This is a genomic window from Robertkochia flava (assembly GCF_020166515.1).
GTDB lineage: Bacteria > Bacteroidota > Bacteroidia > Flavobacteriales > Flavobacteriaceae > Robertkochia > Robertkochia flava.
This window is the reverse complement of record NZ_JAINZT010000002.1, coordinates 333,434-353,960: the sequence shown is the minus strand read 5'-3', so window position 1 is coordinate 353,960 and position 20,527 is coordinate 333,434. Positions and strand designations below refer to the sequence as shown.

Below are 20,527 nucleotides of genomic sequence, written 5' to 3'. Positions count from 1 at the left end.
ATTTAATATAACTTTTACTCATGAGTGATTTTTTCTACGGTATCCAGTACTTATTTGAAGAAATATTATTCGCACCACTTAATTTCTTAAGAAGCATGGACAGCTGGTGGGGTGCCAATACCATTAACTGGATCTTTATGATCGTAGGTTTTGTAGCCTTTATATACTGGATGGGGCAATTGAAGATCTTCAACGATAACAACGAAGAAAACAAGGATATTTCAGCGCATTCGTACCTGTAATTTCCGGATAGCATATTTATTCTGAACATCCCCGGAGGCCAAGGCTTTCGGGGATTTTTGGATTATGGAAATGCGCGAAGTGTGATGTGTGACGTGTGATGCGGGAAGTGCGAGGTGTGACGAGTGATGCGAAAGTTGTAAAAAATATTAAATTAAGATCCATCCAAACATTTAGAATATAGTATTAAATTTATAGAATATATTCTAAATGTTGTGCATCATAAAAATCTAAGGGTATACAAAGAATCCATGTCCCTGGTTAAGGACATTTATAATATTACTTCGGCATTACCCGAGTCTGAAATGTTCGGACTTTCTTTCCAGTCAATTAAAGCGTTCGGCTATCTCTGTGCCTTCCAATATTGCCGAAGGAGCTGCTCGAGGTTCTACTAAAGATTTAATACGCTTTTTGTATATCGCTTTAGGTTCCTTAGCAGAACTGGAAACTCAACTTGATATAACCTGCCAGTTAGAATTCATCAAACATAACCCTGAGGTTGAAAATCGAATTGAATATACAAGAAGAATGCTATTAAACTATATAAAAGGCTTAAGGCAAAAACTTAAGCCTTGATAGATTTTTTATCTTTGAATTCCTTTTCGCATCACGCATCCCGCTTCGCATTTAACTCGTCTACTCCAAATCAAACCCAAGATCTTTCCTGTAGTAGATCCCGTCAAAACAAACCTTATTAAGACTGCTGTAGGACGTTTTAAGGGCAGACCGGTAATTGTCCCCGAAAGAAGTGAAAGCTATTACACGGCCTCCTGAGGTTACCACCTTGTCTCCGTCCTGACTGGTCCCGGCGTGAAACACAATAGAATCTGTTACCTTATCCAGTCCTACGATCTCCTTCCCTTTCTCATACGCCTCCGGGTATCCTCCTGAAACTGCCATAACGGTAGTAGCCGTGCGAGGATCAGTTTCAAGGGTTTTCTGGTTAAGCGTGCCGTTAGCGACTGCCAGGAAAAGGTCTACCATATCATTTTTCACCCTCGGAATCACCACTTCGGTTTCCGGGTCACCCATTCTTACATTGTATTCGATAACATAGGGTTCTCCGGCCACTTTAATGAGTCCGATAAACACAAATCCCTTGTAATCAATATTGTCTTTCGCGAATCCTTCCACGGTAGGTTTTACGATGCGCTCTTCCACCTTTCTCATAAAGTCAGAATCCGCAAAAGGCACGGGAGAAATGGCGCCCATACCACCGGTATTCAGCCCGGTGTCTCCTTCCCCGATACGCTTGTAATCCTTGGCGGTTGGCAGGATCATATAATCGCTCCCGTCGGTAAGCACAAAAACACTGAGTTCAATTCCGCTCAGGATTTCTTCAATAACCACCTTGGCGCTGGCATCTCCGAACTTGGCATCAACCAGCATTTTTTTTAGCTCCTGTTTAGCTATGTTCAAGTCGTCTATGATAAGTACACCCTTTCCTGCTGCCAGACCGTCAGCCTTAAGCACGTAAGGCGCCTTGAGGGTCTCCAGGAATGCATAACCGGCCTCCAGGCTATCTGCTGTAAAACTCTGGTATGCTGCAGTAGGAATGTTGTGCCTTGACATAAACTCCTTGGCATACTCCTTACTCCCTTCGAGAATAGCTCCGGTTTTAGACGGCCCGATAACCATGACTTCCTTCAGTTCCTCCTCGTCTCTGAAATAATCGTAGATCCCCTTTACCAGCGGATCTTCAGGTCCGACCACTACCATATCGATTTGCTTCTCGATAACCAGCTTTTTTACAGCTTCAAAATCGTCCGGGGCTACTGCTACATTGGTAGCGATACGGGCAGTCCCCGCATTTCCTGGAGCTACAAAAAGGTTATCGGTAAGTTTACTTTGAGCGATCTTCCAGGTGAAGGTGTGTTCACGTCCACCGGAACCGAGTACGAGGATATTCATGTTACTCTGCTTTAACTGAAAATGGATTAGACAATGTTTTTGGAGTGCAAAGATAGGTAAATAAAGTGATGAGTGATGAGTGATGAGTGATGAGTGATGAGTGATGAGTGATGAGTCGGGAGTCAGGAGTCAGGAGTCAGGAGTAGGGAGTAGGGAGTAGGGAGTCGGGAGTTGTGAGTTGTGAGTTATTGTTCGTCCCTGATATAGGTTGACCACTTAAACGTGGGAAACTATAAAATTCTTAGTATGCGTTCTCCTCGCCTCTGAACACATTGAGTACGGTATCGATAATGATCTTAAAATCAAGCGCCATGGTCCAGTTTTCCACATAAAATATATCCAGTCGGACGCGGTTAATGATATCGCTATCCTGGGTGATCTCACCGCGGTACCCTCTTACCTGGGCCAACCCGGTAATTCCTGGTTTTACGAAGTGGCGTACCATGTACTTATCTACAAGATTTCCGTAAAGTTCCGTGTGGAAAACCATGTGAGGTCGCGGCCCCACTACTGACATCTGGCCGAAGAGCACGTTAAAGAACTGCGGCAATTCATCAATACTGGTTTTGCGCATAAAGTTTCCAATTTTGGTGACCCGCATATCTCCCTTTGTTGCCTGGGCTTTATCAGCATCCTGATTCACCGCCATGGAACGGAATTTATAACACCGGAACTCATCTCCATTGATACCATGTCGTTTCTGCTTGAAAAATACAGGGCCCCTGGATTCGAGCTTGATCAGAATTCCCATCAAAGGCACTAACCAGGAAAGCAGGAACACGATAACGCCAAGGGAAAACACAATGTCGAACAGCCGTTTCAGAAAGTAGTTAATGGATGCTTCGAGAGGGATATCCCGGAGCGACAATACTGGCAGATAATCGTAATAATCAAACTTAAGTCGCTTGTTGTAAATGAATTTATTATCAGGTATAAACTTTACCGCCTTAAGGTTGTTGTCTGCAAAGTGAACGATCTCCGCGAGTTGAATATTTGTAAGCTCTGCCACGGAACAATAAATCTCATCTATTTCATGGCTTTCGATGAAGTCGATACATTCCTGAACGGAGAAGGACTTGGATTTCGGTGTGAATTTTCTTTTAAATACATAACCGAATTCCGGGTGATTATTAAATATCTGTATAAGCTGTTGGGCTTTTGCATTATTCCCGACCACCACAGTATTCCGAAAATTGCCCCCCAGGGTCTCCCTGTAACGCTGCAGGAGGTAATACATCAGGATCTTAAAGAAAGCAACAAGGAAGAAGGTCAAGGCAAAATACTGTGCAAGCATTAAACGGCTAACGAGGTGCTCCTTAAAGAATCCGATAAAAGCGTATAGCACGACAAAGTAGACTACGAACTGGCGAAAGAGCAGGGAAAATACACGCGAAATCTTTGCATAGCGTTCCACTTCATAGAACTCGTTCTTAACGGAAATCACGATCCACCCGACAAATAAATATGAAATAAGCAGCAGGGGATAATGCAATCTTAGCGGTAAAATGACCGCCAGGCCAATTACAAATGACAGATCCAAAAAATAGGAAATAGGCTTAAGGAGTCCGGAATATCTTCCCTGTTTATGGAACATGGCTAGGTGTCGACTTTATTCTGCAAAAAAACAAAAAAAAATCAACATCTGCTTGCTTCCGCTTAAACAAAACGCTTAATTAACGCTCCCCTCCCTTTTGAATAGAGAGCAGAAAGGATTCATATTTGTTATTAATTATATCCCAGGAATATAGCTGTTTTATTTTATATCTGTTTTTCAGTGTAAAATTTTCATTCAACACTTCAAATTGGTCTGTATCCAGATACCCTTTAACATCCTCTGAGTTCCTGAAATAAAGTGCCTCTTCCTCAAGTATGGCTTTGTTGAAAATATTATCGTTCGCAATGATAAATGTGTTCGAACTCATGGCTTCCAGCAAAGAAGGGTTGGTGCCTCCAACGGAGTGGCCATGAAAATAAAACCTTGAGTAATATCTTAAATTATTCAGCTCCTCCTGGTTATAATTAGGCCCAACAAATCTGACCCTTTCATCATGCCCATACTTTTCACTTAATAGTTTCCCATAGCTGTTAAGCCCCCCAAAAATTAATAATGGCCTCTTTGTTTGGGATTTAATATAACCTTTAATAATCGTTTCGATATTATTTTCCGGCTCCAATCTTGCTATAAGCATATTATACTCGAAGGGAGAAAGTCCATACTTGTCTAACACCATTTTGGAAGGATTCACAAATACATCAGCCCCGTATGCTATATATTCAGAATTCAGACCATATACCTTTTTCAGGTGATCTTTAATCCCAATAGAATCTGAAATCAAAAAATCACTGTTTTCAGCTGCCAATCCTTCGGCATATTTCAGAAATCTGCGAACCTTGGCAGAATACTTGGATCTTTTCCACTCCAGACCATCCATATTCGTGACAATCTTCGCGGACTTAGGCATTAGCCAATGCCATATTGAGCTGGACGTATAACCCAGTTGCAATATTACATCGAAGTTTCTTTTTCGAGCATCCCAGATACAGTTCAGATCATATATAAATTGACCCGCCGTTCCAATTTTATACTCGGGATCATAACAGTGAATTATTTTTACGCCATGAAACATATCGTCCTGGTAAGGATGATTATGTGAATTATATACATATACCTCATGGCCTCGTTCAGCCATGTGAATAGAAAAATATTCTGCAAACTGCTCAAATCCCCCGTGGTTATTTGGTATCCCCCTGGTTCCTATGATCCCTAATTTCATTCAAGTAATAATCCTTAATTAATAATGTATTAAAAAAAACAAATAGCACGATACCTTTATTCCTGGATAGATATGATTCAAAACAAAATGCAAACAGCATCGTACCTAAAAATGCAAGATGTAAAAAACTTTTATTTCGATTCGCTACCGTAACAGACTTCCACAAGTAGAAACAAAATAACAAAAGTCCCAGTATTCCCATAGACGCAAGTATCTGCAAGTACTGATTATGAACATTATACCCTTCAAACCAACCGGGAGCCAGTCCATAGTACATATAATATAAATCCAGATGATCTTGAACATCACCTACGCCATATCCTAAAAGCAATTTACCATCATCATTTAAATGAAAAAGGGCCAGCCTCCAAAAGATATACCTTAAATCAAGATCACTTAGATTATGCTTGTCGTCATTACCAAAAACAAATGCTTCCCCTACATCGTGGGTTGGCTGAAAACTGGTATAATTCAGGGTTAAGCCCTCCACAAATCTTTCTTGCAAAAACGGGATATTGATAACAGATAATATACCGAGAGTCAACAAAGCAAAAATTGAAATCAACCTCATTTTAGCATTCTTTATGTATAGCGCTAATTGTATCGGGTACAACACTGCAAACACAAGGAGAATCGCTTTGGAGGATGTAAGAAGCAACACTACACCCAACAACAGGTTAATAGCAATTACTCCCAGTTTTGAGACTCTGCTAAAACAAGAATAATAATGGGTCGCTATGAAGACACTCATAGCACAATAAATAGCGAAATACACAGGATGTTGGTCATATAGCGCGGTGAATTCATGGAAAAACATCACATCACCTCTTCCCGTTTTCAGCACTCTGAATATTCCATAGACCAATAAAAGAAAGGAGGCCAATCCGGTTGAATATACGAATGACATTAAAATGGGTTTAAGATATCGTCTTTCTGTATATAAAACCCCTAAACATATCGGGAGTAAAATTAACAAAAGGCTCTTGTCCAGCTGTTTTATTCCTTCCCGTATATTATAGCTTGTTAACGCACTAAAAAATATAATTAAGAAGAATATTAAGGGCCAAATGATATACCAGCAGGAATAAACTTCAACTTTCTGTTTCTTGAATACCATCAAGTAAAGCGAGTATATAAATGCAGTTATTATAGCAACATTCCCTATGTTAACAGCAAAAGGAATCCCAATAGTAATAAGCATCAAAACATGAAGCCCAGAATTCCCCGACATGAACTTATTAAAACGCTCTTTAAATGGTTTCAGCATCTTCAAATAGTTGAAGTATTTCTTCGGCCTTAGATTGCCATGAATGCTTATTTATATCAAATGCCGGCTTTTTGTTTTCAAAATCCCTTAAATGTTCGGTAAATTCCTTGTTAGAATCTGCCAGGTAAATATACTCACCTAAATCTTCAAGACCATTTCCTCTTGTGCCTACAACTTTTTTGCCAGTCATCAAATATTCATAGGCTTTTATAGAATCACCTCCATGTTGCTTTTCTTTTATGTTATAAGGGATAACACAAATATCAAAACCTGACACATATTGGGGGTATATACTGTAATGTTTATCTCCCAGGAAATGAACATTTGGTCTCTTTTCTATTTGGTTGTATACTTCTTTGTCAAGAATCTGACCTACAAAGACGAAGGATTTATCAGGATGATCTTTGGTAATCGTATTAATCAGATTGGTATTTATCAAATATGATAATTTCCCTCCAAATCCTATTATAGGCCTTGGAATTCTTTTGAGATCATCTGGTAAAATTAAATGATTTGGAATAAAATTTGTGTTAACCCCGTTTTTGAGCAACTTAACCCTATCCTTTCCAAATTCATTCTGGTAGAAATTTTGATTTTCCCTAGAATTCGTCAACCAGGTATTTGAGCTTTCAGCAAGAGATTGATACCCCCGATAAATGTCTTTTCTGATAGATTTATATGACGGAAATTTCAGGAAGTTATCCCAGGCATCAAAAATCTTTGATGAAGCTGTTAATCTAGATGCCAAGCCACTGGCAAAAACATTTTGTGTGAGTAATAAAGGCTTGTGAACTCCCAAACTCGCCAAGCTTTTATCTATGAATTTCACATAATGTGCAGACGAGTATTTTTCAAAAAACCACTTATGCTTTTTTATTACCTGACCTAAAATATCATTTGAACGATAATTCACCACATAAATCTTTTCTGATATCTTATATAACGAAAAACCATTCCTTTGTGTGATAAGCTTCCCCTTAATTCCTGTGAAAGATCTTTTGTACAGATCTTCCAAAAAAGTGGATGGTCGGTTTACAACCAAAATCTTACCTACTTTAGTATTACCTGCTAAAGCATTAATGATATGTACATCTCTTGTTCTGAACCCTTCCGCCTCACTTTTCTTCCAATCGTGGAAGGGCGTAACAACTATATCCATCAATCGATTTTTTGTTTAAATAAAATAAATAGGCTGGCCATTATTGCAATGTCTGCTAATATGGTAGTATAAAAAGCATAAACTATAATTATTCCCGAAAAGATTACAAAGGGTACACCCTTAACCGTGGTAATGGATTTAACTATTGAAAATATTAATAGAATAACCGCGAATAAGCCCAAGAAGCCCAGGTCGAAATATGCCCAAATCAGCTGGGAGAAATGCTGGGTTTTAGTGAAGGTTCCTTTAAAAAAATCAAAATACGAAAACGGTCCCGAACCAATGAATTTAGGTTCCAGCTTTTTTATCGCCACCAAGACAATCTGCGATCGCTTTGCGGTCGTATTTTCATACTGTTTATAGGCTGTTTCAATAGAAAACTGATCTTCGAATTTCCCACCTAACCGTTTCTTCATAAAATCATAGTCCTTTAACTGAAAGACCATAAAAATTAAGGACAACAAAAATACTCCTGTTAATATTTGAAACCTTTTGTTTCGATAATATTTCCTGTAGATTGGAAGAATGACAACAAAGGCCAGCAGAAGTGAAAGGAACAATTTAGAAATGTTCGACTCTGTCAAAAAAATGGCAACCGAAAGAATGGAAACATTTAGCCATCTGAAGCGAACCCCTAATTGCCTAACGGAAGGGGTAAAAATGAGAATACTGATCAAAATCAACAAAAATAGACACAAGGAATGATCGGATTTGATAAAAAAGGTGCCATACATAAAATCATACCATTCTATTTTCTGCCCGCTGCGATTCCACCCTATAAGTTCCTGATAAAAATTTCTTTGAATCAATAGAACAGGAAATTGGAATAACCCGATATAAAACAATAATTTAAAAATTGATCTATATGACACAATACCTTCTTTCCAGTTTATATGCGCAAATCCATAAAGTGAAAAAGGAAGTATTACAAATAAGCAGTACAAGATTATTTTGGCAACTCCGCTTTGGTTTATTAGACCGGAAAATAATATCACTGCTAAAAAAAACATTAGAGCAAAAACTACTTTATTGAATAATATGCGTCCGGATAAAAGGCAGTAAATAGTGTAATTGGCTAATGCCAATCCGGAGAGTGCTAATGTGAGTAAGGTGTTTGAAACCCCAAGAAAAAACTGCATTGCACCTCCAATCAGGAATGTAAGTAAGACCGTGCTAAGAAATGAAAATTTGTAAATCTCCCGAAACAAGATCATAAATCATGGATATTATTCAAACGCACTATTCTTTTGACACCGTTTAAAACATATTCAGTCCCCCAAAATTCCAACACCAGGCTACGGTTTATTGATTTTTCTTCATCAGTAAGTGGCGTCAAGAGCAGAGTGCTGTGATCTGTTAAGGTGTTTACTATAAACCCATATTCCTCAAGGGTTTTGAAAGTAACGCTTTTTTTGTTTAAGTAAATTCTCAGTCCTAAATATAACCCCAACAAAATATTACCAAGAGCTTGTTGTCGGATATGAAACATGATCATTGTGTTACAATCCTTTAATATTTCCACATATTCACCCATTTTCATAAAATGAGTGATCGGTATCGCATCATCTCCGAGCTCCGATTTAGAGGCCTTAATAATCTTTTTTGCATACTCGTGATTACCATAGTTCAAGGGAATATAAACCTTCCTGTTTATCCCCTTTAAATACTTAAAGGTATCAAGGTGATTATTGGTTTCGGTTGCAGAATTTCCGAGAAAAACTGAGGGTCCATTTGCATAACTCTTATTGGCAAGTAAGCCCTCATCGAAAGCGCTATAGTTAAATTTAAGGAATTCGGCATCTATATTCAACGAATTTTTTATAACGGGATACTCTGCTTCAATCACAGTAGATATATAATCTATTCGATGCAAAAGTTCATTTTCAAACAATAAAGGTTCTACGCCATATTTCTGCTTATGATACAACCGATACAATAAACTGAACCGGTATTTTTCACGAAAATCTCCTTTGATCATCTTTGCCGTCCTGGGTTCATAGATCTCCTTATACGGCATATGAAGATAAAAGTCGCGACCCCATACTGACCAAATTACGCGAACCCTTTTTGGGGCATTTTTAATTACATGATACTTTATTGGAGTCAAATAATGTACTAACAATACATTACACCCTTCAAAAATCAACTCATAATCTAGATACTTCCAATTGTTCTTCTGGATGATAACCTTCTGTACATTTGTAACATGCACCAGCTCTTCACTATTAGAGAAAATAACATATTTGTTCTTTCCCGGTGCGACTTCCTCGAAAATTGAAATCGTTGAATCGACAAATTTTTCATCCTCAAATAAATGTACAATCATGTCTAATTCTGAGCTCTGGGAATTAGTTTAGCGGGAACACCAATGGCTAAATGATTTTCGGGCACATCTTTTGTTACCACGGCACCTGCTGCTATTATCGCATTGTCACCTATGGTAATTTTAGGTAAAATCGTTGCCCCTGCACCAACAAAAACCTTGTTTCCAATCACACAATTTCCCGTGATTGTAGCCTTAGGGGCTACCTCCGTGTAATTACCCAATTTCGAATCATGACTAATACTCGCATGTGTGTTAATTAGACAACCCTCTCCAATCAAAACGTCATTAGTTACCACCACTCCCGATGATAATATAGTACCATTGCCAATATAAGTGCCATAAATACCAACCTTAGCCGTATCGCAAAATACTGAAATTAATTGCCCCCCAAGTTCAATGAACCTGCAAGCCAATAATTCTCTATGTTCCGGATTACCTAACCCCAAAGTAAATGAAAAGCCATGCTCTTTAAAAAACTCCTTCACTTGATTTTCGCTTCTAAGTATGGGAAATTCATTATATATTTTTGTTGGAAGATCACTAGAAACATCATCGAAAAACGCAATATCTTTTACCTTATCTATTGGTGTTAAGAAACTTAACACCTCTTTAGCCATCCCTTTTGCCCCTACTATAATCATTCGTGCGAATTTATAACCTTAACAACTTTTTGTAAATCTTTATAATCCAGATCATGCGAAAGTGGTAAACATAAAATCCTGCTCGAAATATCTTCAGAAACCGGCATTTTCAAACTATTTACATAGTTCAAATTATTTAAGGAAGGATAGAAATATCTTCTGGGGTTTATCCCATTATCATTCATTTTCTCGATTATCTTAATTAAAGTTGCTTCGGAACTGAAAAGAACAGGATAATAGCTATAATTCCAGCTTGAACCTTCTCTAATTTTGATCTTATCACATATAGAGAAATTAATATGTCTATTATAATACTCTACACAATTTCTACGGTTTTTCATAATTTCATCAATATGCGGCAATACAGATAATCCCATGGCTGCCTGAAGTTCCGAAATTTTCCCATTAATTCCCAGTCCATGAAATGCTGTGGGTCCATTATGTCCAAAATTATGACTGTAAAATAGCTGATGATTCAACTTATGATCATTACAAAAAACCGCTCCTCCCTCTCCGGTATGAAATAATTTTGTGGCATGAAAACTACATGTGCTGACATCTCCATAGGAGAATAGAGACTTGCCTTTATAATTAACACCAAAAGCATGCGCAGCGTCATAAATAACCTTCAACCCATATTTTCGCGCAATTAATTCTATCTCCTCCACTGCACAGGGATTCCCAAAAACATGTGTCGCTAGAATACAAGTAGTTCTTTCTGTGATGGCTGCCTCTATTTTCCTTTCATCAATAGTGAAATACTCTGGATGGATATCAACAAAAACCGGTTTACAGTTTTCCCACACAATTGCAGACGTTGTGGCAACATAGCTGAAGGGGGTGGTTATAATTTCCCCTCCTTCTCCTAAAACTTTTAAAGCGATTTGCATTGGAATTGTGCCGTTATTCATCAGCAGTACATTCTGAACACCTAGGAAATCTTTCAGTTTACCCTCCAATTCAATTGCAAGTTCCCCACGATTAGTAAGCCATTCATTACGCCATATTCGTTCCAACTGCTTTACATATTCTTCTAATGGAGGAAAATATGTCTTAGTAACATTGATCATGTCTTCATCTTTTTAATTAAAAAATTCACAACCACTTCTAGGGCTTCAGTTTTAAGTATTCTGTGACTTCCAAAGTAGCATACTACCCCGATTACCACTGAGATTGAAATTCCTATAAACTTATTTGAGTTTATCCAAAATTCATTTGTCACAAACATTAGGGCTGCAGTGAACAAGGAAATTGCAAAGGTGGGTAAAAGGTCAAGAAGCTGCCTTTTCGTTGGATAATCTATCATTTGACCACTATAGAAACTATTAATGAGCAACGCACTAACCGAAGTAATTATTATTGAGGCGACCAAACCATATATTCCAAAACCAATAAGCGAAATCAACGCAACAACTATTACAGATTTCTTGTAAAGCTCCAATTTTAGAAACAAATCAGACCTTCCATACACTTTTAACACGTTTACATTAAACGCATGTATAGGATAGAAAATCGCAGAGAAACTTAGCATTTGAAAGATCAGCACCCCGCCAACCCATTGATCTCCCAAGATCAGAAGAAATAATGGTTCTGCTAAAGCAGCCAGACCCAACATCAATGGAGCTGTAATAAAAAAGGTGAACAGAATTATACGTTTGTATATTGATGATACGCTTTGTTTGTCATCCTGAATTTTAGCTAGCAAAGGAAAAGATACTTTATTAATAATGCTAGTAATTGAAGTTACGGGGTAGTCATTAATTGCTTTTGACCTTTCAAAATACCCCAAGGTTTGAACTGAAAAAAACTTCCCTATAATTACGTTATAAATATTATTAAAAACGGTATCGATTAACCCGGATAACATTAATTTATATCCATATCCATAATGATATTTACTACTTTTCCTTGAAAACCTCATCTTAGGTCTCCATCCGGACCCAAACCATAACAAAACAGCATAGGTGAATTGAATTATAAGGTGCATAATTACAATACTCCAAACTCCTACCCCATTCATCCCCATTAATATACCCGTTATAACTCCAATAATAGTTCCAGGAATATTTAACATCATTACTCGCCTGAACTGCATTTCTCTCATCAACTTAGCCAATTGTACAGAGGAAAATGCCTGAATAAGAAAACTCAGGCTATACACTCTTATAATCGAAACTAATATCTTCTGTGAAAAAAAATCGGCAACCAGCGGCGCTACGATTAACATCAAAACATAGACTAATACACTAAAGGCAAGATTTAAAATAAAAACGGTGTTCAGATCTACCTCTTCAATTTCTTTGGATCTGATCAATGATGCTGCCATACCGCTATCAACCAGAGATGTCCCAACAGCAATTAAAATGGAAATCATACCCATTAATCCAAATTCTTCCGGCCCTAGAATTCGTGCTAGAATTATTCCAGCTATAAACACAAGACCTTTTAAGACATAGCTATCGGCAACGCTCCAAATCAGCCCCTTGAATGTAGATTCTTTTAAAGTCATTTGCCTTGCGTTAATTTCAATTGAATCGTTTTAGTTAAAAGGGGAGTGGATGTCAAATAAGGATCGTATTCATTATTTCTAACCCTTCTTGAAAAATTCGATCCGCATATCTCAACATACTTATTACCCTGAAAATACCTTTCAAAATTGTTTTTGGTCATCTTCAGGGTATCTAATTGAACCAAGACAATCTGTGATATCTCGATATCATTCTCATTTCTATTCTCTCCCAAATCCAATCTAAGTTTATGCGGAATATGACCAGTTGATATTTTGAATTTTACTTTCTGGAAGTTTGGACTGGGATTAACATCCTTATATAAACGTTTTTTATCTGTAAAAGCTTCCTGAGCTATATCCTGGTAAAACAATTGAATTCTTTCCTGAACTGGAATTTTAATTACTAAAATTAATTCGAGATCTTTATTTTCAAGCGACTCCTGACCCCATTGATTACAGGACAATATCCCAGTGAGTAGCACCAGAAAAAGCATCCTGTTAAAAATCGTCTCTGTATTTAAGAAAATTACTGAGGTTCTCATTACTACAATTCTCTCATTAAACTAGGAAACTGCCAATCCGTTTTTATAAAAAAGATTGAAATATGAATACGGTCAGAGAAATTACTGCAAAGTAGAAACTTCTAAAACTGAATATTTCGGCCTTTTGGCCTTTAAGCTTAAATCTGCAGTTTTAATTTTTTTAACCCTGCCCTTTAAATGGTTTGATTCAATAATGTCGATTGCAAAGTCATACCAATTCATTATTTTTCCATCGCAGAAGTGCTTTATCCCAAAAGTTTCATCATTACAAATTAAACTGATTAAATACTGAGAAAGGTTCGCCGTATCCGTTGGACATCCATATTGATCACTAACAATCTTCAATTCTTCTCCTGATCCTGCCTTTTTAAGAATTGTCTTATAAAAGTTTTTACCATGTTTTTTGCTATAAAGCCATGATACCCGGACTATAAAAAATTCTTTTAGGATTTCCTGTACATGGATCTCCCCTTTTAGTTTAGATTGTCCATAAACATTTATTGGGTTAGGCAAATCGGCAATCGTATAAGGGCGCGTCTTTTCCCCATCGAACACGTAATCTGTGGAGATTTGAATTAATACAACATTATTTTCCTTACATGTCTCCGCAAGCATATGAACCGCATCAGCATTCACTGCAAATGCCTTCTCCGGTTCTTCCTCCGCTTTATCTACCGCGGTATAAGCCGCACAATTTATGCAATAATCATATCGACTTCTTTCAAAAACTTCCTCTATACTTTTGCTGGAAGTAATGTCCAAATCGGCAGAGGATTTAAAATCAAACTCTAAATCGTTGTATTCACCGGCTATATCCCGTAACGACATTCCCAATTGCCCGTTTGCCCCGGTTACTAAAACTCTTTTCATAATCGTGCTTCTTTTAATTTGGGGAGCTGAGCATCCTTTTCTGAAAGAAGAATTTCTTCCTTTGGAAGGATCCAATCAATATTCAATTCAGGATCGTTATAAATGATACCTCCTTCCGAAGCTTTATTATAGTAATTATCGCATTTATAAAAGAATTCCGCCGTCTCACTCAAAACGATAAACCCGTGTGCAAAACCTCTGGGAATAAATAGTTGTCGCTTATTGTCTGCACTTAATTCGATTGAAAAGTGTTGCCCAAAGGTTTTAGAATCCTTCCTCAGGTCAACAGCTACATCCAATACCTTTCCGCTTAAAACTCTTACCAGTTTTGCCTGTGCATGTTCCCCCAGCTGATAATGCAATGCCCTGATAACTCCCTTACTTGAAAATGACTGATTATCCTGAACAAAGTTAACTGGTCTACAAACTGCTTTTTCAAACTCCTTATGATTGAAGCTTTCAAAAAAATAACCCCTGTCATCTTCAAAAACACGAGGTTCTATAACAAAACACCCTGCTAATCCGGTTTCAGTTACTTTCATTTACTTTCGCTCTTCTTTTAATAACCCTAATAGATTCTTACCATATCCGCTTTTCATAAGAGGCTCTGCAAGGGCAATAAACTCATCTTTACCAATATATCCCATCTCATAGGCTGCGCCCTCAATAGACCCCAGCTTAAGGCCCTGTCGCTCCTCAATGACCTCTACAAACTGTGAGGCCTGCATTAACGACTGGAAAGTACCCGTATCCAGCCAGGCTGTACCCCTGTCCATAATACTTACTGAAAGTCTACCCCTCTTAAGATATTCCTTATTCACATCAGTGATTTCCAACTCTCCTCTGGCGCTTGGCTGTATACTTTTTGCTATAGAAACCACTTCATTGTCATAAAAATATATTCCCGGAACGGCATAGTTTGATTTGGGCTTTTGCGGCTTTTCTTCAATGGACAAAACTTGACCGTTTTGGTCAAACTCAACCACACCATAGCGTTCAGGATCATGCACATGGTATGCATAAATGATACCACCTTGCGGGTCATTATTCGCCTGTAACAACTCAGCTAATCCGGTTCCGTAAAAGATATTATCTCCCAGAATCAGGGCAACTTTATCGTCTCCAATAAAGTTTTCTCCTATCAAAAATGCCTCTGCCAGTCCATTTGGGTGTTCCTGAACTGCATACTCAAATTTGCACCCATACTTCTTTCCATTTCCTAACAATTCTTTAAACAGAGGTAAATCCTTAGGAGTAGATATTATCAAAATTTCCCTGATCCCGGAACGCATTAAAGTGGACAAGGGATAGTAGATCATAGGTTTATCATAAACAGGCATAAGTTGCTTACTTACCGCAAGGGTAAGTGGATGCAGTCTTGTACCTGAACCTCCTGCCAGTATAATTCCCTTCATGATCTTTATCGAATTTATCGGTATTGTTTGTTGTAATATTCCTGATAAGCTCCTGAGGTAACACGCTTAAGCCATTCTTCATTCTCCATATACCAGTCCACGGTCTGCTCTAACCCTTCTTCAAAAGTAACAGATGGCTCCCACCCCAGTTCATTTTTTATTTTAGAGGCATCAATCGCATAACGAAAATCGTGGCCGGGACGATCCTTTACATTTGTGATCAACTGCTCACTACTCCCCTCATTACGATTTAACTTACGGTCCATGATCTTACATAAGAGTTTTACTAAATCGATATTCTTCCATTCATTAAAACCTCCAATGTTGTATGTATCACCGGTGCTACCTTTATGAAAAACAAGATCAATAGCCCTTGCATGATCTTTCACAAACAGCCAGTCTCGGGTATAATTACCATCCCCATAAACAGGAAGCGCTTTGTTCTCAATTATATTATTAAGAAATAATGGGATCAACTTTTCCGGAAAATGATTAGGACCATAATTGTTCGAGCAATTGCTGATCACATAAGGTAATCCATAGGTTTCCCCATAAGCTCTCACAAAATGGTCTGATGAAGCTTTCGAGGCTGAATACGGCGAATTGGGACTGTATGGCGTTTTCTCCGTAAACAACCCTGTTTCTCCCAGGGTTCCATACACCTCATCGGTACTTACATGATAAAACCGCTTACCTCCCCAGTTATTATTCCACAAAGCCTTGAAAGCATTCAGTAAAATCATGGTACCAAGAACGTTTGTTTTAGCAAATGCCAAAGGGTCTGATATGGAGCGGTCGACATGAGATTCTGCAGCTAAATGGATAACTCCGTCAAACCTATATTTCTCAAATAACTGAGAGATAAAATCCTGATCTGTTATATCTCCCTTTATAAAATGATAGTTAGGATAATTTTCAACATCGAGAAGATTTTCCAGATTTCCTGCATAGGTTAAAGCATCCAGATTAAAGATTTGATACTCCGGGTACCTGGTCACCATTCTTCTTACCACATGTGAACCAATAAATCCGGCTCCTCCTGTTATTAAAATTTTCATAAACAAACTGAGTAGTTAAACTATTTAAAAAATAGGGGTCCAAAACTACGGCTTTTTAAGCGGTCTGAGGACTTAAATCACAATGAAATTTAGTACAGTCGTCAATTTGAATTATCTAAGAAGTTTACCCCATGTGGTTTTCTCTATATCCCTTAAGATATTTGTTGAGTTGCAGAAGTATTAAAATTAAAAGGGTTAGCAAAACGAATGCCGCTGGTAAAAGCAGTTTAAAACTATTGATAAATCCTTTTAGCTCTACCCCTCTTCTTGGGAATTCTGAGATCACATTCACGATATCCGACTTATTTGCCCGCTCCATGTTAAGCGCTACCAGGCTTTCTTTCAATTCATCGATCTGTCGGATCAATGCGAGTTCCTTATTCTCCTGTTGTCCGTTCTCGCCTAAGGAGATACTTGTTCCCTGCATGGGTTTTTCTGCTTCTTTCTCCATAACCCTCTTATACAGTCCCTGAAGGGAGTCAATTTCCACCAATTGCCGTTGAATGATGCTGTCCTGAACATCGATGTTCTTTTGCGCAATGTTCTTTTGCAAACTGAAGTAGTTATTCCTGATAATTGAGTTCAGAATCGCAGGTTGGGTTTTTCGGGCAACATAAGGGTCTGTAGCTACTATAGAAATGTTGTGAAAACGCGCATCAAAGGAGTTGAAGTTCTCCATGAAATTTTCCAGGTCTATCGTATTTCGCGTCGTTGAATCCAGCTCCCTTACAAACTCATCGAAAAGTTTTACCTTTTGATTCTCATCCGCATAGGATTCAATAGTGAATTCTCTCAGGGATGCTGCCTCCTCCACAGGAAGATCAAGCGCTTCTGCCAGGGAAACCGAATCCCTTGCGGCGGCGAGCTCGTTATAAAAATTGATATTATTATATAGCTGCTGGGCACTGTTAAAATTAGGTTCTACCACCATGGTAGAGAGATACTTTGTCTTCACAAAATTATCGGCTACAAACCCTAAAATTGCTCCTAACACCGCTGCGATCACAAACTTGACAAAATGCTTCTGAACAAAGAGCAGGAAAAGAATCAACAGATCGAAAAGCCTTTGAAAAATGCTCCCAATAAAATTAAAGAAGTTTCTAAACCCATCGCCTATGAGTTTAAATAACTGCCCGAGGTCTATTTCCTCTGAGCTACTGTTTTGGGGGGTACGTTGCAGGTTGTTGTCCATGATGGTTTACTTATTATTCAATATTTGGTCCAGGATCTTCTCTGTGATCAGATAGGTCGGTTTTACGCCTGTTATCCCCAATCCTCCCGAAGCCAGGGTGCTCCCGGTCTCCAGCGGATTATCTGATGCGTAATAGGCGTACCTTACCTGAACATCCTTAGAAATACTCTTTCTGATTCGCGATGCCGATTGCACTGCCTTTTGGTAGTGCGCTCCTTCCATTTCCAGTCCGATCACATTCCAGGTACTGTCATGGAAGAATTTTAAAATATCCTTGTTTTGCAGGGAGGTTCCTAAAACGGTAATCATAGTACCTTCGAATACCTTTAAACCATGCCCTTTAAAATCTGCAGCACATAATTCGTTGATGAAAGGATAATTATCTGCCGTTCCCTCAAATATATGAGCCGATGGAATCATAAGATCCCCTTTGCCTCCCTCCAGGATACCGGCCTTCCCCATAATAGACACAGAGGCGATGTTCATGTAATGTTTTACACCATCTTTCTCAGAAAAAGGCTTCAAAAATTCATCGATCGTCTCATATGCCTGTTCTCCGAAGGCGTAATCCATAACGAAAAGCACAGGAATATCCGCCTCTTCCGAAGCTGCAAAATTAGGATTAATTTCTACATCGCCAATTTTTTTAAGGTCGAAAAGCTGCACGTCAATATTGGCCCCGGAAACATCATTAACACTGATCATTCCGTGCTTTTCGGCATAGGCTTTCACCCGTGATCTCAAGGTGTCGCTTTCCGGCTGACTCAGAAGGGTATAGAGCTCCAGGTCATTCTTATCTTTTACAGATGCCCCCAGCGCCTTCCTGGCGTAAATAGTATTCATTACCGAGTGCATGTTTGCACTGATAATATGAAGGGGTCTGTCCAGGAGATGGTGGTTTTTAAGCTCCTCTTTTATCCTGTTGGCCCATTTCTCTCCGTGGATATGGTGCCCCAGGCGCTCCCGTAAAACGGGACTGAAGGTAATGGTTCGCTTTTTTCCCTGGGTGAGATCCGAAAGGCCCATTTTTCCCAGCCAGTAGATCAGGCTAAGGAACCTGTCCGGCTCTTCCTTGGTTTGGAATATCTTATGCGCAGCCTTAAGTTCTTCAAAAGTCCGCCCCAGAATATTACTCATATGACTCAGGGCTACCTCCCTCTCGGTAAGGGTGAGCTTTTTCTTATGTACGGCCTCTTCCAGCTTTTGCCAGTCTCTCAGCACCGTTTTATCCTCTTCATCATAGATGCGGCTGGCAATCTTATGGGATTCTATGAATAAAAATGTGAGGTGCGTAAGGATATCATAAATATCTGAACGCCCGCGCGTAATTTCAATATTCATCTGTTCCTCATCGATGCGGTAACAATTTCTTCTCCTTTTAGGAGGAATGATCACCTTGAATCCGGAATTCTTATAGCCTTCATCACTGGTCAGGTTGATGTACCTGCATTGTTCTATCCCATAAGGCAGGCGGTCCAGAATATACACCAGTCCATGCAATTCTGTTTTTTGCTCGGCAACAGACCCGTATATTTCCGGTCGCAATTGCAGCAGGGCTTCCCGAAGTGTTTCTCCGGATACTCCCATAGGTTTATAAAATCCTCTGTTGAAAAGGTGACGCATGGTAATGTACATGCGTTCAATGGCCGCTGTAGACTCCTGGGCCCGGGTACGATTTCCTATAGTACTCATCTCAGGTTTTTCCCTACAAAAATACGAGTTCTTTTGGAACTCTCCCGAAATAAAAGTTTTATCCGCTTAAAATGAATGTATTATCCTAAAAAGAAAAGCGCCCTACTCCATCAAAAAGGAACTTCCATGATAAAAGGGGGATTCACCAGATCCTTTTTATTGTATTTCAGGGGCTTGCGATCATCCAACCTCTTCATAACAGCTCCTGCGGCTTCACAAATAGCCTGCCCGGCGGCCGTATCCCATTCCATACAAGGGGAGTACCTGGGATACATGTCTACCTTACCCTCAGCCAAAAGACAGAACTTAACCGAGCTTCCTCTTTTACAAAGCTCGACGGCATCGGCACCGTATCTGGTTCTAAGGCTTTCCACAAATGCGAGGGTTTCCCCGCTAAGGTGAGATGCGCTCACTGCAATTCTAATGATATTTCCTCTTCGAGGTGGTGTTACCGGTTTTAAATTTATATGCTCCACAACCCCTTCATCAAAATCCATAAGTTTCGCCTTAAAAACCTGTTTAAAGGAATGGCCTCCAATGTATAATTCCCGTGTAAATGGGATGAAAATTATCCCTTCCACCGGACGGTTATGCTCCATTAGTGCAATATTGACGGTAAAATCCTTTCCTCCGTTAACAAACTCCTTGGTACCGTCTAAGGGATCTACCAGCCAATATCTGTTCCAGATGTTCCGGATCTCAAAAGACGGGATCTGCATTTCTTCACTCAACACAGGCAGATTCGTGGGCTTCAAAGCTTCAAGAATCACTTTTTGGGCCCTGTTATCTGCAATGGTTACAGGCGAATCGTCTTTTTTATATTGCGTCCCCAGGTCCTTTCCATAGACCTTCATGATTTCCCCTCCCGCCTTAACTGCTGCAGCGATTGCGAGCTGTAGATCCGAAGAAAATTGGGATGGACTGGTCATAA

The 20,527-nt window shown here is 39.0% G+C and carries 20 protein-coding genes; 2 read left to right on the top strand and 18 right to left on the bottom strand.

The genetic code is table 11. The annotated features are described in order from the left end of the window. Nucleotides 1–20 precede the first annotated feature (20 nt). The gene (locus K7R11_RS01935) at nucleotides 21–242 is read left to right on the top strand and encodes a DUF6341 family protein (RefSeq protein ID WP_224488219.1); all 222 of its coding nucleotides are present in this window, start codon (nucleotides 21–23) and stop codon (nucleotides 240–242) included. 271 nt (nucleotides 243–513) lie between these two features. Then, entirely contained in the window at nucleotides 514–816 is a 303-nt protein-coding gene (locus K7R11_RS01930; RefSeq protein ID WP_317196467.1) for a four helix bundle protein, read from the top strand. Nucleotides 817–876: 60 nt separating this feature from the next. Here the strand turns inward: K7R11_RS01930 and purD are convergent, their stop codons facing one another. The 18 genes from purD to cysQ form a co-directional block, all read right to left on the bottom strand. Further along, the gene (purD, locus tag K7R11_RS01925; RefSeq protein ID WP_224488218.1) at nucleotides 877–2,151 is read right to left on the bottom strand and encodes a phosphoribosylamine--glycine ligase; all 1,275 of its coding nucleotides are present in this window, start codon (nucleotides 2,149–2,151) and stop codon (nucleotides 877–879) included. 241 nt (nucleotides 2,152–2,392) lie between these two features. After that, nucleotides 2,393–3,745: an undecaprenyl-phosphate glucose phosphotransferase gene (locus K7R11_RS01920; protein WP_224488217.1), complete on the bottom strand. Its 1,353-nt coding sequence runs from the start codon at nucleotides 3,743–3,745 to the stop codon at nucleotides 2,393–2,395. Between the two features lie 79 nt (nucleotides 3,746–3,824). After that, nucleotides 3,825–4,925, bottom strand: coding sequence for a DUF1972 domain-containing protein (locus K7R11_RS01915; RefSeq protein WP_224488216.1), 1,101 nt, complete (start codon nucleotides 4,923–4,925; stop codon nucleotides 3,825–3,827). After that, nucleotides 4,885–5,832, bottom strand: a complete 948-nt coding sequence (locus K7R11_RS01910; RefSeq protein ID WP_224488214.1) for an O-antigen ligase family protein — start codon at nucleotides 5,830–5,832, stop codon at nucleotides 4,885–4,887. Before K7R11_RS01910 ends, K7R11_RS01915 begins: the two co-directional genes overlap by 41 nt. Before the next feature lie 343 nt (nucleotides 5,833–6,175). Then, nucleotides 6,176–7,351, bottom strand: coding sequence for a glycosyltransferase family protein (locus K7R11_RS01905; RefSeq protein WP_224488212.1), 1,176 nt, complete (start codon nucleotides 7,349–7,351; stop codon nucleotides 6,176–6,178). Further along, nucleotides 7,351–8,361 carry a hypothetical protein gene (locus K7R11_RS01900; RefSeq protein ID WP_224488210.1) on the bottom strand — a complete coding sequence of 337 codons (1,011 nt, stop codon included), beginning with the start codon at nucleotides 8,359–8,361 and terminating at the stop codon, nucleotides 7,351–7,353. Before K7R11_RS01900 ends, K7R11_RS01905 begins: the two co-directional genes overlap by 1 nt. Nucleotides 8,362–8,561: 200 nt before the next feature. Further along, nucleotides 8,562–9,677, bottom strand: coding sequence for a TDP-N-acetylfucosamine:lipid II N-acetylfucosaminyltransferase family protein (locus tag K7R11_RS01895; RefSeq protein ID WP_224488209.1), 1,116 nt, complete (start codon nucleotides 9,675–9,677; stop codon nucleotides 8,562–8,564). 2 nt (nucleotides 9,678–9,679) lie between these two features. Continuing rightward, nucleotides 9,680–10,318: an acetyltransferase gene (locus K7R11_RS01890; RefSeq protein ID WP_224488208.1), complete on the bottom strand. Its 639-nt coding sequence runs from the start codon at nucleotides 10,316–10,318 to the stop codon at nucleotides 9,680–9,682. After that, nucleotides 10,315–11,388, bottom strand: coding sequence for a DegT/DnrJ/EryC1/StrS family aminotransferase (locus tag K7R11_RS01885; protein WP_224488207.1), 1,074 nt, complete (start codon nucleotides 11,386–11,388; stop codon nucleotides 10,315–10,317). Before K7R11_RS01885 ends, K7R11_RS01890 begins: the two co-directional genes overlap by 4 nt. Continuing rightward, nucleotides 11,385–12,827 carry a lipopolysaccharide biosynthesis protein gene (locus tag K7R11_RS01880; RefSeq protein WP_224488206.1) on the bottom strand — a complete coding sequence of 481 codons (1,443 nt, stop codon included), beginning with the start codon at nucleotides 12,825–12,827 and terminating at the stop codon, nucleotides 11,385–11,387. Before K7R11_RS01880 ends, K7R11_RS01885 begins: the two co-directional genes overlap by 4 nt. Continuing rightward, nucleotides 12,824–13,369 carry a hypothetical protein gene (locus tag K7R11_RS01875; protein WP_224488205.1) on the bottom strand — a complete coding sequence of 182 codons (546 nt, stop codon included), beginning with the start codon at nucleotides 13,367–13,369 and terminating at the stop codon, nucleotides 12,824–12,826. The genes K7R11_RS01880 and K7R11_RS01875 overlap by 4 nt, the downstream gene beginning before the upstream one ends. Before the next feature lie 81 nt (nucleotides 13,370–13,450). Further along, a complete protein-coding gene (gene rfbD, locus K7R11_RS01870; protein ID WP_224488204.1) occupies nucleotides 13,451–14,239 on the bottom strand; it encodes a dTDP-4-dehydrorhamnose reductase in 789 nt (262 codons plus the stop codon). Beyond that, the gene (gene rfbC, locus K7R11_RS01865; RefSeq protein WP_224488203.1) at nucleotides 14,236–14,781 is read right to left on the bottom strand and encodes a dTDP-4-dehydrorhamnose 3,5-epimerase; all 546 of its coding nucleotides are present in this window, start codon (nucleotides 14,779–14,781) and stop codon (nucleotides 14,236–14,238) included. Before rfbC ends, rfbD begins: the two co-directional genes overlap by 4 nt. After that, the gene (rfbA, locus tag K7R11_RS01860; RefSeq protein ID WP_224488200.1) at nucleotides 14,782–15,654 is read right to left on the bottom strand and encodes a glucose-1-phosphate thymidylyltransferase RfbA; all 873 of its coding nucleotides are present in this window, start codon (nucleotides 15,652–15,654) and stop codon (nucleotides 14,782–14,784) included. It abuts the gene before it with no gap. Nucleotides 15,655–15,668: 14 nt separating this feature from the next. Further along, nucleotides 15,669–16,712, bottom strand: coding sequence for a dTDP-glucose 4,6-dehydratase (rfbB, locus tag K7R11_RS01855; protein ID WP_224488199.1), 1,044 nt, complete (start codon nucleotides 16,710–16,712; stop codon nucleotides 15,669–15,671). 124 nt (nucleotides 16,713–16,836) lie between these two features. Then, nucleotides 16,837–17,904: a hypothetical protein gene (locus tag K7R11_RS01850; protein ID WP_224488197.1), complete on the bottom strand. Its 1,068-nt coding sequence runs from the start codon at nucleotides 17,902–17,904 to the stop codon at nucleotides 16,837–16,839. A 6-nt stretch (nucleotides 17,905–17,910) separates the two neighbouring features. Beyond that, the gene (locus K7R11_RS01845; RefSeq protein ID WP_224488195.1) at nucleotides 17,911–19,596 is read right to left on the bottom strand and encodes a DUF6909 family protein; all 1,686 of its coding nucleotides are present in this window, start codon (nucleotides 19,594–19,596) and stop codon (nucleotides 17,911–17,913) included. A gap of 110 nt (nucleotides 19,597–19,706) precedes the next feature. After that, nucleotides 19,707–20,525, bottom strand: a complete 819-nt coding sequence (gene cysQ, locus K7R11_RS01840; RefSeq protein ID WP_224488193.1) for a 3'(2'),5'-bisphosphate nucleotidase CysQ — start codon at nucleotides 20,523–20,525, stop codon at nucleotides 19,707–19,709. Nucleotides 20,526–20,527 lie beyond the last annotated feature (2 nt).

Excerpts from the sequence above, each read along its gene's own strand:
- K7R11_RS01935 (WP_224488219.1), top strand. The coding sequence starts at position 21 with ATGAGTGATTTTTTCTACGGTATCCAGTACTTATTTGAAGAAATATTA.
- purD (WP_224488218.1), bottom strand. The coding sequence starts at position 2,151 with ATGAATATCCTCGTACTCGGTTCCGGTGGACGTGAACACACCTTCACC.
- K7R11_RS01920 (WP_224488217.1), bottom strand. The coding sequence starts at position 3,745 with ATGTTCCATAAACAGGGAAGATATTCCGGACTCCTTAAGCCTATTTCC.
- K7R11_RS01915 (WP_224488216.1), bottom strand. The coding sequence starts at position 4,925 with ATGAAATTAGGGATCATAGGAACCAGGGGGATACCAAATAACCACGGG.
- K7R11_RS01910 (WP_224488214.1), bottom strand. The coding sequence starts at position 5,832 with ATGTCATTCGTATATTCAACCGGATTGGCCTCCTTTCTTTTATTGGTC.
- K7R11_RS01905 (WP_224488212.1), bottom strand. The coding sequence starts at position 7,351 with ATGGATATAGTTGTTACGCCCTTCCACGATTGGAAGAAAAGTGAGGCG.
- K7R11_RS01900 (WP_224488210.1), bottom strand. The coding sequence starts at position 8,361 with ATGTTTTTTTTAGCAGTGATATTATTTTCCGGTCTAATAAACCAAAGC.
- K7R11_RS01895 (WP_224488209.1), bottom strand. The coding sequence starts at position 9,677 with ATGATTGTACATTTATTTGAGGATGAAAAATTTGTCGATTCAACGATT.
- K7R11_RS01890 (WP_224488208.1), bottom strand. The coding sequence starts at position 10,318 with ATGATTATAGTAGGGGCAAAAGGGATGGCTAAAGAGGTGTTAAGTTTC.
- K7R11_RS01885 (WP_224488207.1), bottom strand. The coding sequence starts at position 11,388 with ATGATCAATGTTACTAAGACATATTTTCCTCCATTAGAAGAATATGTA.
- K7R11_RS01880 (WP_224488206.1), bottom strand. The coding sequence starts at position 12,827 with ATGACTTTAAAAGAATCTACATTCAAGGGGCTGATTTGGAGCGTTGCC.
- K7R11_RS01875 (WP_224488205.1), bottom strand. The coding sequence starts at position 13,369 with ATGAGAACCTCAGTAATTTTCTTAAATACAGAGACGATTTTTAACAGG.
- rfbD (WP_224488204.1), bottom strand. The coding sequence starts at position 14,239 with ATGAAAAGAGTTTTAGTAACCGGGGCAAACGGGCAATTGGGAATGTCG.
- rfbC (WP_224488203.1), bottom strand. The coding sequence starts at position 14,781 with ATGAAAGTAACTGAAACCGGATTAGCAGGGTGTTTTGTTATAGAACCT.
- rfbA (WP_224488200.1), bottom strand. The coding sequence starts at position 15,654 with ATGAAGGGAATTATACTGGCAGGAGGTTCAGGTACAAGACTGCATCCA.
- rfbB (WP_224488199.1), bottom strand. The coding sequence starts at position 16,712 with ATGAAAATTTTAATAACAGGAGGAGCCGGATTTATTGGTTCACATGTG.
- K7R11_RS01850 (WP_224488197.1), bottom strand. The coding sequence starts at position 17,904 with ATGGACAACAACCTGCAACGTACCCCCCAAAACAGTAGCTCAGAGGAA.
- K7R11_RS01845 (WP_224488195.1), bottom strand. The coding sequence starts at position 19,596 with ATGAGTACTATAGGAAATCGTACCCGGGCCCAGGAGTCTACAGCGGCC.
- cysQ (WP_224488193.1), bottom strand. The coding sequence starts at position 20,525 with ATGACCAGTCCATCCCAATTTTCTTCGGATCTACAGCTCGCAATCGCT.